Origin of the sequence: Pedobacter nutrimenti (assembly GCF_003208655.1) — a bacterium.
GTDB classification, from domain to species: domain Bacteria; phylum Bacteroidota; class Bacteroidia; order Sphingobacteriales; family Sphingobacteriaceae; genus Pedobacter; species Pedobacter nutrimenti.
Map to the genome: position 1 here is coordinate 28,011 of NZ_QKLU01000001.1, position 16,146 is coordinate 44,156.

The 16,146-nt window shown below is 38.7% G+C and carries 13 protein-coding genes; 6 read left to right on the forward strand and 7 right to left on the reverse strand.

What is annotated here, in order from left to right; all coding sequences use genetic code 11:
* The first annotated feature begins 21 nt into the window (after nt 1-21).
* Nucleotides 22-1,473 (forward strand): TlpA family protein disulfide reductase, encoded by a 1,452-nt coding sequence (locus B0O44_RS00075; protein WP_110826667.1) that lies wholly within the window; start codon nt 22-24, stop codon nt 1,471-1,473.
* Nucleotides 1,474-1,525: 52 nt separating this feature from the next.
* Here the strand turns inward: B0O44_RS00075 and B0O44_RS00080 are convergent, their stop codons facing one another.
* From B0O44_RS00080 to B0O44_RS00110, 6 genes are all read right to left on the reverse strand, one after another.
* Nucleotides 1,526-1,822, reverse strand: a complete 297-nt coding sequence (locus B0O44_RS00080; RefSeq protein ID WP_110826668.1) for a hypothetical protein — start codon at nt 1,820-1,822, stop codon at nt 1,526-1,528.
* A 456-nt stretch (nt 1,823-2,278) separates the two neighbouring features.
* Entirely contained in the window at nt 2,279-2,731 is a 453-nt protein-coding gene (locus tag B0O44_RS00090; protein ID WP_110826670.1) for a MauE/DoxX family redox-associated membrane protein, read from the reverse strand.
* Nucleotides 2,732-3,220: 489 nt separating this feature from the next.
* Complete coding sequence (locus B0O44_RS00095) at nt 3,221-3,673, reverse strand: MauE/DoxX family redox-associated membrane protein (RefSeq protein ID WP_110826671.1); 453 nt, start codon at nt 3,671-3,673, stop codon at nt 3,221-3,223.
* A 149-nt stretch (nt 3,674-3,822) separates the two neighbouring features.
* The gene (locus tag B0O44_RS00100) at nt 3,823-4,947 is read right to left on the reverse strand and encodes a hypothetical protein (protein ID WP_110826672.1); all 1,125 of its coding nucleotides are present in this window, start codon (nt 4,945-4,947) and stop codon (nt 3,823-3,825) included.
* Between the two features lie 48 nt (nt 4,948-4,995).
* Nucleotides 4,996-8,529 (reverse strand): M1 family aminopeptidase, encoded by a 3,534-nt coding sequence (locus tag B0O44_RS00105; protein ID WP_170123240.1) that lies wholly within the window; start codon nt 8,527-8,529, stop codon nt 4,996-4,998.
* Between the two features lie 5 nt (nt 8,530-8,534).
* Nucleotides 8,535-9,431: an ABC transporter ATP-binding protein gene (locus B0O44_RS00110; protein WP_110826674.1), complete on the reverse strand. Its 897-nt coding sequence runs from the start codon at nt 9,429-9,431 to the stop codon at nt 8,535-8,537.
* 190 nt (nt 9,432-9,621) lie between these two features.
* Here B0O44_RS00110 and B0O44_RS00115 point away from each other — a divergent pair, with 190 nt between their 5' ends.
* The 4 genes from B0O44_RS00115 to B0O44_RS00130 all read left to right on the forward strand — a co-directional run bounded on the left by B0O44_RS00115 (nt 9,622) and on the right by B0O44_RS00130 (nt 12,458).
* Nucleotides 9,622-11,130 (forward strand): sensor histidine kinase, encoded by a 1,509-nt coding sequence (locus B0O44_RS00115; protein ID WP_110826675.1) that lies wholly within the window; start codon nt 9,622-9,624, stop codon nt 11,128-11,130.
* Nucleotides 11,127-11,849, forward strand: coding sequence for a LytR/AlgR family response regulator transcription factor (locus B0O44_RS00120; RefSeq protein ID WP_110826676.1), 723 nt, complete (start codon nt 11,127-11,129; stop codon nt 11,847-11,849). Before B0O44_RS00115 ends, B0O44_RS00120 begins: the two co-directional genes overlap by 4 nt.
* Nucleotides 11,850-11,936: 87 nt before the next feature.
* A complete protein-coding gene (locus B0O44_RS00125) occupies nt 11,937-12,152 on the forward strand; it encodes a hypothetical protein (protein WP_110826677.1) in 216 nt (71 codons plus the stop codon).
* A complete protein-coding gene (locus B0O44_RS00130; RefSeq protein ID WP_110826678.1) occupies nt 12,153-12,458 on the forward strand; it encodes a type II toxin-antitoxin system RelE/ParE family toxin in 306 nt (101 codons plus the stop codon). It begins immediately after the preceding gene.
* A 52-nt stretch (nt 12,459-12,510) separates the two neighbouring features.
* On the opposite strand, the gene B0O44_RS00135 is transcribed toward B0O44_RS00130, so the two are convergent.
* Nucleotides 12,511-13,104 carry a Crp/Fnr family transcriptional regulator gene (locus tag B0O44_RS00135; RefSeq protein ID WP_110826679.1) on the reverse strand — a complete coding sequence of 198 codons (594 nt, stop codon included), beginning with the start codon at nt 13,102-13,104 and terminating at the stop codon, nt 12,511-12,513.
* A gap of 442 nt (nt 13,105-13,546) precedes the next feature.
* Between B0O44_RS00135 and B0O44_RS00140 the strand changes: the two genes are divergently transcribed.
* Nucleotides 13,547-15,970, forward strand: a complete 2,424-nt coding sequence (locus B0O44_RS00140; RefSeq protein WP_110826680.1) for a TonB-dependent receptor — start codon at nt 13,547-13,549, stop codon at nt 15,968-15,970.
* Nucleotides 15,971-16,146: the final 176 nt, after the last annotated feature.

Sequence of the window (16,146 nt, forward strand, 5' to 3'; positions counted from 1 at the left end):
TACGCAAAAAAATCATAGCTCATGTCAAAGAAAATAAAGTTACTAATATTATTTTGTATTATTTGTCAATTTGCAAATGGACAAAATGGGAGTAGAAAAGAAGACCAGAAAATCATTATATCTGGCTACATCGCTGATTCGTGTTTGAAAAACTTTAGTGATAGCCCAGAAATATATTTTTATGATCAGTATAACGAGACTCCTTATAATCGCTCGTTAGTAATCCCAATTTCTATCAAAAATAACAGATTCGTTGCGACTATAAAAAATGAAGGACGCGTAGGCTATTTTAGGATAAAGGATCTGCCTATTTTGGGAATTTATCAAAACTTTTTTTTAATTGAATCTGGAGATAGTTTGTCCCTTAACATTTTGACCATGAAGGATATGTGTTTTACTGGTAAGGGATCCGAAAAAATGAATTATCAGCTATGGATAGGAAAGCAATGGTTCCAAAATTTTAAGAGTTTTAATTCAATTAATGACACTGCAAGAATATATTATGATAAGCAGAGAATGCTTAAAATGATGTCAACTTCTTTAGATTCTTTAGACTTTTTGAGAAAAAAAGTAGGGGATGACGTTTATCGTTTGTTAAAATATAACACACTAAGTGCAATAAAGAATGAGTGTTTAACAAACTCGCTGTCATTTATAAAAACGAATGATAGTGTTTACAGAAAGGCGTTGAAAAAACGTATTAATGAACTTTATCATGAACAAAGTACTTTTGTTACAGCAGATACATTTATTGTGAAAAACTCCTTTATTTATTCTAAATATCTGTTTAATCTTAATAAATACTACGTTGCATTAACAGCAAACTCTATTAAACCCTCATTTGGTTCTGTTTATAATTTTATTAATGAACACTTCAGCGGTATGCTAAGAGATAGGTTAATGCTAAACTGTTTTGTTTATATGATGCGTGAAAAAGGAGTTAGTGATTATATTTTTCCTGCACTTAATACTGTAAAAGATGATAGTAGTAAAGAAGGTATTGAACTAATTGCCAAATCAAGAATACCTGGGGCAAAAGCATATAATTTCAGTTTAGAGGGAATCGATGGTAAATATGTTAAGCTTGAGGATTTTAAAGGAAAGGTAGTTCTGATGGATAGTTGGTTTGAAGGATGTATCAATTGTACCGTATTAAGTAAGCAACTCGCTCCAGTAATAGATTATTTTAAAAACAATCAAAAAGTAGTTTTTTTAGGGGTAAATGTAGATAGAAAAAAGGAAAAATTTATCGAAGGGGTTAATAGTGGACAGTATACATCAGATCAGACTATTAGTGTTTATACAAACGGTTTGGGAGAGAGACATCCTATGCTAGAATATTATCAATATGATGGGTACCCAAATTTACTTCTAATAAATAAAGAAGGAGTTATAATTTCAGCGAATCCTCCTCGTCCTATAAACAAAGAAAGAACTGAACAATTGATTAAACTCATAAATGAAAACTTATAAAATGAAAGAACTTAGAATAACCTAAGTTCTTTCATACATTTCTAATATTTACTTATGGCAAAGTAATATAACCACTTGTAGATGATTCGTAAGTTTTTCCACTTGGCAAAGATGTTGGATTTACTGTAGTTCCATGATCCGCGTTGAAACCAACTACACATTTGCTAATAGGGGCTGTAGAACAAAGATCTTCATCCGGTGCAACTATTCCTACACTTCTATAGCTTGTACCAGCCTGGTTCAAAACATAGTAATAGGTGTCAGTAGTTACTTTTTTTTGAGCACTGGTAAATGCACTTCCGCCGACTGCAATAGCAGCCACTAGCAGACCAAAAAATACTTTTTTCATAATCGTATTATTTTTATAGTTTAAGATTTTGCCACATTTCTTTTAACAGGGTATGGCGTTTACCTGTTTCACGCGCGTAAATTTTTAAAATTCTTTACTTATTAGAATTTACATCTTAGTCCTTATCACCTAATCAATCTTCAACGTAATAACCATTCATTTGTGAAGTGTATACGGTCGGAGGTAAAAAAGTAGGATCCACTGTAGGACCTTTGTCGTTGCTAAAACCAATTACGCAATTTTTGAACCCGACTGTGTAACACATATCTTCGTCGGGAGCTGTTGTTCCAAACCTTTTGTATGTAGATTGATCTTGTTTCATTACATAGTAGTAAGTAGCATTTGTGTTTTTTTTCTGTGTGTTGACAAATGCACTCCCACTTATTGACAGAATAATGGTCAATAATCCAAATAATATTTTCTTCATGATAATATTTATAAATTTGAATAATAGGATTATTTATTGCGATAAAATATTAAACCTGTAACTGCAAGAGCGATAAAGCCCGTGTTAAATACTATATGTTGTTTCCATGACATAGAACTTATGACACCACCACAATGGCAAGGAAGCTGACTGCCAGATAAAATCATATAAATCAAATAAACTGTAAATAATAGCATAAGGAAAAAAGAAAGATACATCCCGTGTTTTTTTGTTAAAGGGATTAATAGTAATCCACTAATAACAATTTCAATAATCGGGATTGTCCAAGCTATTAAGGTATTATAATGGCCAATAAGTGGGGATCTTCCTAATACTCTCTCAAAAGATTCAAAAGTCATCAGCTTACTCACAGCTGTATACAAAAACAAAGCAATAAACAAATAACTAATCCCATCACAAATAGTTTCTTTTGTCTTGTCGGAAAGGGCGAACCTTGACCGTTTTTGTAAAGTAGTTTCCATAGAGTTGGTGTTTTGTTATGCCCAAATTTCAGCATAACTATAACTAAATCAATCCGTTCTGTGTCGTATTCGAACCCGACCTGCGTCGGGTTTTAATCAGAATTTTGGTTAATCTTGCACACTTATTTATTACGGATACCTGGCTTTTCTTTGCAAACAAAGCCACAGGCTAATTTTAATCAACTAAACAGCATAATATGTAAAGCCATTAACCATTTGCAGACAAAAAGAAAATCCCAATGATATGTGATATATGATTGAATGATAAATATTTACAGAATAAATAGATACGCTCTATATCATGCTCAAAACATTCAAAAATCAAGTTAAAAACTAAACCGACTTAAAAAAGAAAAACCACCTTTACAAGGTGGCTGCAGCAATAATTTGTTTTCTTTTACCTATGCCCGCAAGCATTATGAGGAGGTCACAACGCTTGCGGTTTTGCATAGACACTAATATAGACTCAACTCGAGAGCATATTTCATTTTACCGTTCCCTATATACGGCCAAACCACCTAGTCCCAATACAATAAAGCCTGCATTAAAAAGTACATGTCCTTTCCAGGACATAGAGCTGATTACCCCGCCGCAGTGGCAAGGCAATTGGCTGCCCGAATAAAGCATATAGATTAAATAAACTGTAAACAACAGCATCAGTAAAAGAGACAGGTACAGTCCTTTTCTTTTGGTGATAGGAATAATAAGCAGGGTACTAATGGCAATTTCAGCCAGCGGAATGGCCCATGCAATAGGTGTGCTATAATCACCAATTAAGGGCGAGCGGCTCAATACCTGTTCAAAGGTTTCAAAGCTTGCCAGTTTACTTGCCGCCGTATAAATAAACAGGGCAATAAATAAATAGCTAACCGCATCGGAAAAAAATTCCTTGCTTTGATCAGCGAATGTCAAAAGACGTCGTTTGTTAAAGGTTATTTCCATGGTTTTGAGTACGTTAATTCATAAAGATCGGTAATCTTTTTGACAACAAAACCCGACGCAGGTCGGGTTTTTCGCAATACCCAAAAAACAGGGGCAGTTACTATACGTCGTAACTGTCCTTGTTGGATACTGTTTTACAGCAATAAATTTTAATAGGTTTGTTTGGCAACTAGTTTATCATTTTGAAAATATAAAAAGGTCCGTCTGTTGTCTCCATGATTGTACATCCAGCTTTCCTGGGCAAGACCTTTAATCACCAGGTTGCCTTTTTTATCTGGGGCTCCCCAGGCCGAATAACACATGTCTTTGGTCATACCAAGCGTTGGGTTTCTTTCATTAACCAGTTTCCCGAATTTAGGGCCATATTTTTTTAGATTGGCAGTCCGTTCATCATCAAATTTCTTTTGCTGCTCTTTGATAGCCAGTTCTGCTTCCTGTTTGTTTTTCAGTTGCTTGGCATGGTAATAGGCTTCGTCAACAAACTGATATTCTATGTCATCAAAATAGGGGTCAAAATTCTCAAACATATAATTCACGGTATTACCCGATTTATCGGCTAAAATATAACATGGTGAATAAAAAGCCCTGAAACTGGTGCCATCCACTAAACCAACTTCTTTGCAGGTCCATTGGTCACCTTTATTTATCTCGAGCTTTTGACGATTGGTACTATACAGAAAAAAATGACCCGTAGCGACCAGTGCTCTGGATGTATAGAGGGATTTCTGTTTTTCAAAATAAGGTACCAGGATAAATGGATTTTTCCGCATAAAATTGGTATCCTCTAGCTTGAAGATAAATACATCACCGTTTTCCTCTTTTTTTAAAGTCAAAACGATGATAAAAGTTTGATCAGCCGACACGGCCTGTTCGAGTTCTACAAATTTACCGGAAGCTCCAAAGGAGTAGGAGGTCTGCACATTTAAAATGGTAAAATACTTGCCTAAAACAGTTTTTGGATCTACATTATATTCCCGGGTAGAAGCAAAGGTATAAGTACCTGGTTTACCATCGGGTTTGGCTGGGTAAAGACCATCAATTCTGGTATCTCCTCGTTCTTTTTTGAATTCAGAAAAAGGGGCAAAAAATACCCTTTGACCCATGAGTCTTCTATACTGAATACGGTCTTTAAGCATAATAAAATTAAGCAGACTGTCATAAGGGGCAACAGGTGTCTTTTTAACCTCCGGAATATCGGAACCTGCAAGGGTAATTTGCGCCTGGCTGGTCAAAGAGGTCACAAAAAGAAAAAGCAATAGATAAATGTACTTCATGCAATGGAATTTAAATGGTTTTTGAGCCCTTTAGATACCTGGCCTGGTTTAATGTTTCAGCAATTGGAAAATAAATTCATCCCTACTCAACCTCTTGGATAGGATAACCTCTTGAATATGATCGCTCAAATTGGCATCCAATAAATAACCATAAGGATCTATAGCTACCGATGCCGGTTTTTGCTCCAATACCAGGCACAACTTTGTTTTAAGCTGGTTAAACCGGTGTTTTTGCAAATAAAAAGGTTTGGTGTTTTTAGTCCAATTGGTTTTTGAAACATCAAAAACGGCCAGATCGATATCCATGTCTACCGGGTGGGTCTGCGGATCACTTGTGCTGGTCAGACCGGTATTAACCTCAAGGTTCAGTTTAAATTTTCCGTCCGCAAGGGCTTCACAGGACAACACTTTTACAGCCAATTGATAAGTAACCACCTGATTAAAACTTTCCTCTATAAACCTTTTTTGTTTCAATGGTGTATGTGTTAAAAGGAATTTCACGAATTCCCCGGCTGTTGCTTTTAAATTTGGGCTAGCATGTTGTTTAATGAATTTATTCAGCAGGCTAGTAAATACTTTTTCACCTAAAACCTCTTTAACGGCATAAAAAACTAGGCCACCTTTTTGATAATGGACATGATTTTGAGCATAGGCTTCGGCTAATGGCAGTTCTTTTTCATTGGGGTTCTGCAAAGCAAAATACAATTGATTGTCTTGCTTTAAATAACTGCTCAGTGCCATTTTTCCTAACATTTTTTCAATTAGTACCGCCTCGGTGTATTTGGCTAGTGATTCTGTCAATAGGTTGGCCCCGGGGCCTTCAACAGGGCTTAGTACATTGGCCCACCATTGGTGGGCAACTTCATGGGCAGTAATGGCATAGCTTTGGTTTACAGGAAGCTTGCTGTTGCGGTAATCGGTTAAAAAATTGATGCGCTCCGCACTAAAAACAACGCCTGGGTAAGCAGTGGCGGCCCCACGGTAATGCGGAATCTCGGCTAATGTAAAATGCTTTAAGGGATACGTTGAAAAATTTGCACTGCCATAATCAAGGGCATCTTTTATGGCCTTTAACATGGTTTGTATATTGTATTCTTGTCCCTTCAGGTAATAAAAGCGCAAATCTGTCCCTTTGTAATTTTCTGTTTTAAGAACATACTGTGCAGCGCTTAAAGCAAACATAAAATTTATGGGGGCTTCGGTTTTGTATTTAAAATACCGGCGTTTACCCGAAAGCCACGATTGCTGCAATGTTCCTACCGTAACAACCTGTTGTTCGGCACTGGTAGAAATGGTGGTCTCCAGGTCAATTAAATGATGGTGCCGGTCTGTAGGAGAGACAATAATACGAGGGGTCAATCTGGCAGATTTTCTTTCCCTTTCGTCTTGAATTTCCAGTCCCTCCCGGTAACCAAACTGGGGCACAAATTTTTCCATTTCGATATAGGAACCATTACGCACAACAGAGTTTTCAGTATCAAAAGGCACAAAACCAGATCGGATAACTTCAAATGAAAAGCTCATGGGCAGTTCCTGTCCTGGTAGGAGCGGGCTTTTTAAATCGATAAACAGCTGCTTATAGATGGGCTCTACCAATTGCTTTTGTACACCCTGAAGGGAAACTTCAAAATCATTCACCTGCGGGTGCATACTAACCCATAACCTGGAAATGGGCTGGCCGGATTCATTTTTTAAGCAGTAACTTCCATTTACATGGTACTTTCTTTGTTCAGGGAAAAGGTCTACAGCCATTTTGATGGATTTGATAATGGGCTGGGGGAGTGCCGATAAAGCTTTGTATTTTTTCTCGTAATCAATTCTCGAGTCCAATTGCTCTTTTTTGTTTTTGTAACTGCCAATGATATTGCTTTGCCGGTAAATATATACACCGCTACCAGCCCAAAGGATTGCTGCAGCAAAAAACAAAAACCTGCTTTTGTATAGGTATTTGGAAAGTGTATTGTTTTGCCACATGCCAATGGTTAAAACAGCGAGCATACCTGCAAAACCACTCCAGTAAAGCATGTACCAGTTAAATGCGGTTGCGTAGTGCCCAAATTGATTAAAGGCAGAAAACTGAAGCTCGGGTACAGCCGCATACCTGAGCAGATAATGTTCTATACCCAACCGGTTTGCAAAAAGAACAGCAAACGTAACCATTAAACTGAACAACATGCCCAGGTATTTATGAACAGAAAGGTTTTGTACAAAAACCAGTAAAATAATGTACAGAAAAAATGGAAAGGCACTGTAATAGTACAGGGAAAAATAAGCAGGCAAATCAAAAACAAAATAACCCTGGCTTATCTGTAAAGCAATGCCTATACAAATATTTAAGCTCACCAGTATCAGCACCATTAAAGCCAAAGTGAGGCATTTGGATGCCCATAAAACCGAGCTTTTTACCGGAGTACTATAAATTAACGACTGGATATTTGCGCTCCGTTCTCTACCCACAACTTCTGCTGCATAAAAAACAACGAGCACCAGTCCAAATTTCATGGAACGTATTTCTTCCAGAATAGCCGCCGTTGTAGGGTAATATTTTATACCATAAGGACCATGCAAAATGGCGTCTTTAAGCTCTACACCAAAAAGAAATACCCACAGCAGCAGCATAACCATAAAGGGAACATGACCGAATAGGGCGCTAACTTCCGATTTGAACTGAACACGCAAAACGGCCAGGTGGTATTTAAATCCCCGGGGGAATACTTTAAACGCTTTAAATGGAATAGGGGTATAGGGCTGTTCTTTTTTGGGTTTTGATGAGCGTTTGGCAGCTTGAAGCCTAAAATCAAAAAAATGGTAACTTAATCCGACAATCAAAGTACTTACCCCCAACCACAATAATCGGTTTATTAAAAATGTTCCCTGAATAGGCAAAAGCTGGTTGTTTTTTTGTGCACCCGACCAATAACGTGTTTCAGAGAAAAAGGAAGCCAAACCAAAAGGATCGGCTAAAAAGGGAAGTATACTTTGTTCTTTTACCACCAAAGCCGAAGTGGCCAGTAAAGGGGAATTTCCCAAAATAGAAGCTACCATATACAGAATGTACAACAGTACCCCGGTCGCATAAACTGCACGTACATTTTTTGTCAGCAGGGCCGTACAGAAAACCAGGCTGCTGGCAAACAATACATTTGCCAGTCCAAAAACAAATAGGGGCTGCAGAAAGTAAATGATATGAAAAGGACCTGTTTCGGCACCGCCTGCCAAAAAAGATCCAATGTAAATGCCCAGTAGGGTAAACACCATTAAGGAGAAAACGCTAATGACCAAGCCTAAAAACCGAACCGTAAAATACACCTTGCGCTGTACCGGGCTGGTCAATATAACAGGCTCCATTTTATAAACAGAATCCCGCAAAACCACATTTGCACCAAACAAAGTGGCTGTAAAAATGCCCATCAGTGAAAAAAGGGCCATAATAGAAGTAATCACGTAAGGGGCGTTTTTATGAACTTCAGCCCCACTAAAACCGCCCTGAACTGCCGAAAAACCACCCATAAAACAAAAAAGAAAGGCAGCGAGCAAAAAGGTGAGCTGTTTAAAATGGTAGCAGAGTTCAAAGCGGAGCATACACATTAACATAGCTGGCCCTCCTTAAAAGTACCGGCCGCTAAGGCAGAAAAATAAACATGCTCCAGGCTCGGTTCAAGGGCTTCAAAACCCGGGCCCGGACAATGCTCCGATAAGACATGGAGTAAAATTTTCCCTGCTTTGCTTCTTGTGGCAATAACCCTAAATGAAGCCGTGTAAGCCTCAAACTCTTCTTTTGCAATAGCTTTAAGCCATACCTGCCCTTTGAGTTGTCTGGTCAGTTCGGTTGGTTTGCCTTGTAAAATGATTTTACCGCCTGCCAGTACAGCCATTTCTTCACAGAGGTCCAGCACATCCTCAACAATATGGGTAGAAAGCAGCACCACTTTATGTGCTGCAATTTCATTTAACAAATCATGAAAGCGGTTCCGCTCCTCAGGATCCAGTCCGGCAGTGGGTTCATCGGCGATCAACAACTGAGGGTTCCCTAAAAGGGCTTGTGCAATGCCAAAACGTTGTCTCATTCCACCTGAAAAAGTACTAACCGCTTGCTTGCGGACCTGGTACAAATTGGTTTGCTGCAGCAGAGCATGTACTTGTTCCCGGCGCTCACTTTTATGGGTTAATCCTTTTAAAACTGCCAGGTGGTCCAGGAGCGATAAAGCCGATATTTTTGGATAGACACCAAAGTCCTGAGGCAAATAGCCCAGTTGTTCGCGCAGGGTTTGGGGATGCTGCCCGATGTCGCAACCATCGAAATAGATTTCACCGCTATCGGCCAGCTGTAAGGTGGCCAGTGTTCTCATTAGGGATGATTTTCCGGCGCCATTTGGTCCAAGTAAACCAAACAGGCCATTGGAAATACAAAGGGATACATTGTCTAATGCTTTAACACCATTGCCATAACTTTTTGTCAGGCCACATATTTTAAGTCGTTCCATGCGTAATGAATTAATGAACGCAAATTACCCAGGGCAGCATAGGTGTCGAAATATAAATGATCAGGGAGGTCCAATTCGTGATAAAGGTTCAAAAGATGCCGATGCAGGGATTTTTAGCCCTTCATCAGCATTAAGTTGACCTTCATCATTTTTTTTTCTGCATGTTGTATATTTATTGTTCTTTTGACTGGTGATTAAAACAAAAAACAGAGCGGATAACACTGGTTTTTTATACAGGAAGCTAGATTTTTTCCTTTTTGTAGGATTATGGCTTTGGCTGGCTATTTTCCAGGTGGCCCAGCTGAAACAGGATTTTTGGAAAACCTATTTGAGCACACTTCTGGTGCTTGTTGTGGTTCAGCTACCGGCTATGGCTTTTGCCTGGTACAAACCGGTCCTCAGAAAAAAGCTGTGCCTGAAACAATATCTGTACCTATGGTTTTTTTGTTTTGTACTGCTGTTGCCGCTGCTTAGCTGGGGCTGGATAAATGTCCTTTCTGAAAGTGTCGGCCCCTCGTTAATTTTCACTGCTGCCCTGAGCAGTTTTGCCTTCGAGCTGCTGTTGTGCGCAGACCGGTTTTACCGGAAAAGGGCCGGGCAAATTAAATGGATAAAAAAAATCAGGTTCGAAAATGCGGTACTGATGAGCCTGGTATTGCTTGCAGTGATACTCTCAGCTATGGCGGTATCCAGTATGGGAAATCCGGCCTACGACTCTCCCAAACAGCTGTTGATCGGTTTTGAATTCAGTTTGCTACAATTGTTCAGGCATTGGCTGACCTTTTTGAGCTTTACCATGCAATTTCTGCTCATGTACCTGGCTGGTTATTTGTTTTTTATGATCAACAGCCGCCTGCTGGTCTCCAAAATTTTAAAACAAAAGGGTTTGCTGTTGTATCTGCTGAGCGTATTGTTTACAGTTGCACTTTTATATCCCTTTGTTGGGCAGTTACTAATCCTTTTGCCCATTAACGATACCTTTGGCCGGAGTATATTTTTAAATAATCCTTTTACACTGGAAAACGCAGGAGGAGCAATAGGGATTATGCTCATCAGCTTACCTGTGGTACTGGCCTTACAATGGGCAACGCAAAACAACAGGATTGTATCTTTGGAAAAGGAAAAAACAGAAACAGAACTCCATTTGCTCAAGCAACAACTCAACCCGCACTTCTTTTTTAATACTTTAAATAACCTTTACGCCCTGAGTTTACGGAAATCCGATCAGACACCCGGAAGCATTTTGCAGTTGTCTGAACTGATGCGTTATGTGATTTATAAAGCACAGCAGGAACAAGTGCAGTTAAGTGAAGAGCTTGCCTACCTTAAGGATTATATAGAGTTGCAGCAAATGCGATTGCTGAAACCACTAAATTTGACTTTTAAGCAGGAACTTACTCAAAATGATCTGCTTATTGCACCCTTATTGTTAATTGTTTTGATAGAAAATGCTTTTAAACATGGAATAGAACCGGCCGAACAGACAGCGACCTTAAGTTTACAGCTGAGCTGCACTTCTGACGAACTTTATTTTAGTTGTGAAAACTCGGTAGAGGGTACAGACGAAAGTAACAGAGGGGGCATAGGTTTAATTAATTTAACCAGGCGCCTGGATTTATTGTATCCGGGCAGATATACACTAAAGACCGGTTTAAAAAATGCTATGTTTAAAGCTGAATTGCAATTGATGTTAAAATGAGCCTACGCTGTTTGATTATCGATGATGAGCCCCTGGCTCATGAGGTGATCCTCAATTACATGGAGGACATACCTTTTCTGGAAAATGCAGGACAATGTTACCGGGCCACCCAGGCGTTGGAGTTTTTGAGCAATAATTCGGTCGATGTTATTTTTTTGGACATCCGGATGCCCAAATTAAATGGCCTTGACTTTTTAAGGACTTTGCAGCGTAAACCCATTGTCATCGTAACTTCTGCTTTTGAAGAGCATGCCCTGGAGAGTTTTGAACTGGAAGTTTGCGACTACCTGCTCAAGCCTTTTCGTTTTGACAGGATGCTCAAAGCAGCAAACAGGGCACTGGAAATTTATACTTTAAAAAAACAGGCTTTAAACCATCCGGCAGACCCCATACCAGCCGATACGGGCCATCAGCAGCAGATCAGTATTAAAGTTGATAAAAAATTCATCCTGATCCTGCCGGCCGAAATTAGCTACTTAGAAAGTTTTGGGAATTACGTAAAGGTATGGAAAGGGGACAGCTACTTACTTACGGCCCGCACACTGGGCAGTTTTGAGCAGCAACTGTCTTCAGATGTTTTTATCCGGATCCATAAATCCTATATCATCAATAAAAGCTTTCTACAGCACCTGGAGGGCAACGAAATTCTTCTAAAAAACGGCACAAAGCTTCCCCTGGGCAAAAACTACCGGCAGCCGGTTAAACAGCTGCTTAAATGATTTCCTCTTTTTTTATTTCGTGAAATAAACTAGAAATTTAACAATGTATTGAATCACAATAAGGTATTTTTTCCTTAAATTTGAGTTATGATTGCTGTTGAATTATCATTTAGACAATTGATGGATGCCGTAAGGCAGTTATCACCTGCGGAAAAGCTGGAACTTAACGAAGTGATTTGGAGCGATGATGTTTCTATTCCTCTTGAACATCAAAATTTAGTTCATGACAGGATAAAAAGTTCCACGGTCAATTCCGATCTTCTTTTGGATTGGGAAGCGGCTTCTAAAAAGCTGAAAGCCTAAGTGGCAGATTATAAAATAAAAATACACGCTGAAGCATTGGACGATATTCAAAGTGCTACAGATTGGTATAACGAACAATCTTCAGGTTTAGGCTTGCGTTTTCAAAACCAGGTTGTAAAGCAAATTAATAAACTTAAAAATTCTGCACAATTATACGCTGTACGCTATAATGAGGTAAGATGCCTATTAATAAAGAAATTTCCTTTTATGGTGCATTACACATTAGATCGGAGTGAAACAGAAGTTATAGTTTTCGCTGTTTTTCACACAAGTCTTCATCCCAAAATATGGGACAAAAGGAAATAATACGCATTACATATCTTATAATGCATAGCTAAAATTTAAAGATGTAGCTTGGCTACTTTACTTTTCTCATTCTCCCCAGGGTATCCGGAGACATATCTAAAAAAGTGGCAATGTCCTTTTGTTTGGCGTGGTTAAACAAGGCCGGATGTTGTTTAAAGATCCGGTCGTATTTCTCCTCAGCTGTACCTATGCGCAGAAAAAGCTGATGCTGGACACTCATTTTGGTGTAGTGGTCCCGGATCTTTTCACTTAAAGGACCAACTTCTTCTGCCTGGTTCCTTAAAAGCATAAAGCTTTCAACTTCCAGGTAAATCATGTGTGAATCCTCCAGCACTTCAATAGAACTTTGAGTTGGTTCCTGACTAAAAAAGCCAGGTGTGGTGTACAGAAAGTCATCTTCAAACCAGAACCATAAAGTTAAATCGGTAGCACCCACGTTTGGATCGGTAATAAATTCCCTTGCAGATCCTTTAAGGATAAACCAAACCCTTTTTTGGATTTCTCTGGGATGAAGAATGCAGGTACCCCTTTTAAAATGTTCGTCAAAAAGCAAGTCTTTGAGTTTCATTTTAAAATTGAGAGACAGGGGCATGCGTTTTTCTAATGCACGGAGCAGTTGTTGATAGAGTTCATCAGTTACAGCCATTTGTTTTGAGCGTTAATTAATATCCATTTATAACATTCAGGAAAGCCACGCACGTCATCTGAACAAGTTTTCACGAAACGTTCAATAAATATGATATCAAAGATAATAGTTATTTTTTTTAGAAATATCATAAAATATTGATTTTCAGATGATTTTTTATTTAAATATAGCTAGGGCATCGTAAAAATAGGCTTGGGTATGATTCGCGTAATATATGAACGAGAAAAAATAAACTTTATTTTAAGCTCTGGGTGTTCCTTAGTATAACGCTTTTCTATTTTCTGTACGTTGATGTAAATTTTTGTGACAAAATCCTTAAAAAAGACGCAATAGAAAAGAATGCTCCCAATAAGTTCTTGCAGATTTAATATTAAAATAATTTGGATTAGCAGCGTACAGTATGTTTCTTTGCTTATTATTTATAATAAATCTAAATAAATACATGACAAAATTTATACTTACACCTTTATTACTGCTCTTTGTTTTAAATGTTTTTGGACAATCCACAGGCACCATTAAAGGTAGAATTTCTACATCCGATGGCCAGCCAGCAGCTTATGTGTCGGTTGGCTTAAAAAATAAAAATCAAGGAAACACCAGTAATGAGGCTGGTTTTTATACCATTAAGTCTGTGAAGCCAGGGCAGTATACTTTAAAAGTATCGGCAGTGGGTGCCAAATCGGTCGAAAAGGAGATTAAAGTTCAGGCAGCAGAAGAACTTAATGTCGATTTTATTATTGTTCAAAGTTCAAGCGAGCTAAAAGAAATCAACATCAGAAGTAATGTCCGGAACAAATTTGCAACTAAAAAAAGTGAATATGTATCAAAAATGCCCTTGAACAATCTGGAAAATCCACAGGTATACACCACGGTTTCTAAAGAACTGATTTCAGACCAGCTGGTCTTTTCGGTAGATGATGCAACCCGGAACGTACCGGGACTCCAAAAAATGTGGGAAGCAACTTCCCGTGGCGGAGATGGGGGTGCTTATTACAGCTCACGTGGATTTATTGTCCAGAGCAAACTCAGAAATGGCATTGCAGGTAATGTAACATCCCGGATTGATGCAGCCAACCTGGAACGCCTGGAAGTGATTAAAGGACCTTCGGCAACTTTATTTGGTAACAGTTTAACCTCTTACGGTGGTTTAATCAACAGGGTAACCAAAAAACCTTATGAGGGTACCGGGGGCGAGGTTTCTTACAGCAGGGGAAGTTATGACTTTGAACGGGTGGCCATAGACTTTAATGCACCAATTGCAAAGGAAAACCAGATTTATATGCGCGTTAATGCAGCCTACAACTACGAGGGAAGCTTTCAGGACAGCGGTTTCGATAAAAACTTTTTTATTGCACCCAGTCTTTCCTATAAAGTGAATGACCGTTTGGACCTGAGTTTTGACGCCGAAATATCCAATGGTAGAAATGCCGCCAGACAAGTTGTTTTCTTTTATTTTCCGGCCTCACAACTGGGATTTGACCGGGCGGACCAGACAGGGCTTGATTATAAGAAATCTTACGCCAATAACGACTTGCAGCAAACCTATACCAATTCGAATATTTTTGCACAGGCCAATTATAAAATCAGTAGCAAATGGACTTCCCAAACGAGCTTTACCCGTACCTACAGTTATTCTAATGGTCGCAATCCATATTTTTTCCTTGTTCCTGATGCGGTATTGGGACTTCCTGCGTCTGCTAAGGCCAATTACTTATCCAGGGGCGATCAGTCTACGGACAATGGTAAGGCCACAGTAACTGAAGTTCAACAGAATTTTAACGGCGAATTTAATATCGGTCGGTTGAAAAACAGAATTGTGGTTGGATTGGATTATTTACGCAGCAATTCTAATGTGTTGTTTTATTCTACCGATAAGTTTGATGTGGTTAAATTCAGAACAGCGATGCCTAATTATTATAATTTTAATGAAGCGAACCTGTCTGCCTACTATAAGTTAAACAGGGGAAATAAGGACAGTGTTTCAAATTACCTTTCAAATGCCATCAGCAATACATATAGTGCTTATGTATCGGATGTGCTCAATGTTACAGACCGTTTAACAGCCCTGGCTGCATTAAGGGTAGATCGTTTTGAAAATATAAACAACATTCCCGGTGCAGCGGCCAGTGGCAACCCTCCGTATAAACAGACTGCTTTCTCTCCAAAATTTGGATTGGTTTATCAGCCGGTAAAAGATCAGGTATCTGTTTTTGGAAATTATCAGAACAGCTTTACCAATCAGCGTGGTACAGACATCAACGGAAATACATTTAAACCAGAACAAGCCAATCAGTTGGAGGGTGGTGTTAAACTCGATGCTTTTAAAGGAAAACTAAGTGGTACGGTGTCCTATTACTACATTAAAGTAAAAGATGTACTAAGAACAAACCCGGTTAACCCTAATTTCCAAATTCAGGACGGTGGTAAAATCAGTAAGGGTATAGAGTTTGAACTTACGGCCAATCCTTTTGAAGGGTTTAACATCCTGACAGGATTTGGATACAATGAAAATTATTTTGTAAATGCCGATGCTTCTGTTGAAGGCCGTAGGGATGGTGCTTCTATGTCTCCTTACTCGGCCAATGTATGGTTGAGTTATAAATTACCACAAGGTAATTTAAAGGGACTGGGAATAGGTTTTGGTGGAAATTATGCCAGCGACAATAAAATTGTAAACACAACCACAAGTGTATTTACCCTGCCAAGCTATACAGTTTTAAATGCCAGTATTTTTTATGATCATCCGAAATTTCGCATTGGCGCCAAGGTGGATAACCTGACCAACAAAGAATACTGGATTGGTTACACGACGATGAATGCCCAAAAACTACGCAGTTTTGTGGGTAGCATTTCTTATAAGTTCTAAATCGACTTTCTCAAAGCAGGTTTTACAGCCTGATCAAAGGGGTATTCTTTAAGTAGGATGCCCCTTTGATTTTATGCGTCTTTTTGCGGCTTTTGTATAAAAATTTAAAATACTTCTGTTTATTGCTTTTCAAAACCGCTTAAAATGTACATATTTAGAAAAAAATAACTCTTTTT

What these genes read in the sequence shown, in the direction of transcription:
- B0O44_RS00075 (WP_110826667.1), top strand. Translation starts at nt 22, where the DNA reads ATGTCAAAGAAAATAAAGTTACTAATATTATTTTGTATTATTTGTCAA.
- B0O44_RS00080 (WP_110826668.1), bottom strand. Translation starts at nt 1,822, where the DNA reads ATGAAAAAAGTATTTTTTGGTCTGCTAGTGGCTGCTATTGCAGTCGGC.
- B0O44_RS00090 (WP_110826670.1), bottom strand. Translation starts at nt 2,731, where the DNA reads ATGGAAACTACTTTACAAAAACGGTCAAGGTTCGCCCTTTCCGACAAG.
- B0O44_RS00095 (WP_110826671.1), bottom strand. Translation starts at nt 3,673, where the DNA reads ATGGAAATAACCTTTAACAAACGACGTCTTTTGACATTCGCTGATCAA.
- B0O44_RS00100 (WP_110826672.1), bottom strand. Translation starts at nt 4,947, where the DNA reads ATGAAGTACATTTATCTATTGCTTTTTCTTTTTGTGACCTCTTTGACC.
- B0O44_RS00105 (WP_170123240.1), bottom strand. Translation starts at nt 8,529, where the DNA reads ATGCTCCGCTTTGAACTCTGCTACCATTTTAAACAGCTCACCTTTTTG.
- B0O44_RS00110 (WP_110826674.1), bottom strand. Translation starts at nt 9,431, where the DNA reads ATGGAACGACTTAAAATATGTGGCCTGACAAAAAGTTATGGCAATGGT.
- B0O44_RS00120 (WP_110826676.1), top strand. Translation starts at nt 11,127, where the DNA reads ATGAGCCTACGCTGTTTGATTATCGATGATGAGCCCCTGGCTCATGAG.
- B0O44_RS00125 (WP_110826677.1), top strand. Translation starts at nt 11,937, where the DNA reads ATGATTGCTGTTGAATTATCATTTAGACAATTGATGGATGCCGTAAGG.
- B0O44_RS00135 (WP_110826679.1), bottom strand. Translation starts at nt 13,104, where the DNA reads ATGGCTGTAACTGATGAACTCTATCAACAACTGCTCCGTGCATTAGAA.
- B0O44_RS00140 (WP_110826680.1), top strand. Translation starts at nt 13,547, where the DNA reads ATGACAAAATTTATACTTACACCTTTATTACTGCTCTTTGTTTTAAAT.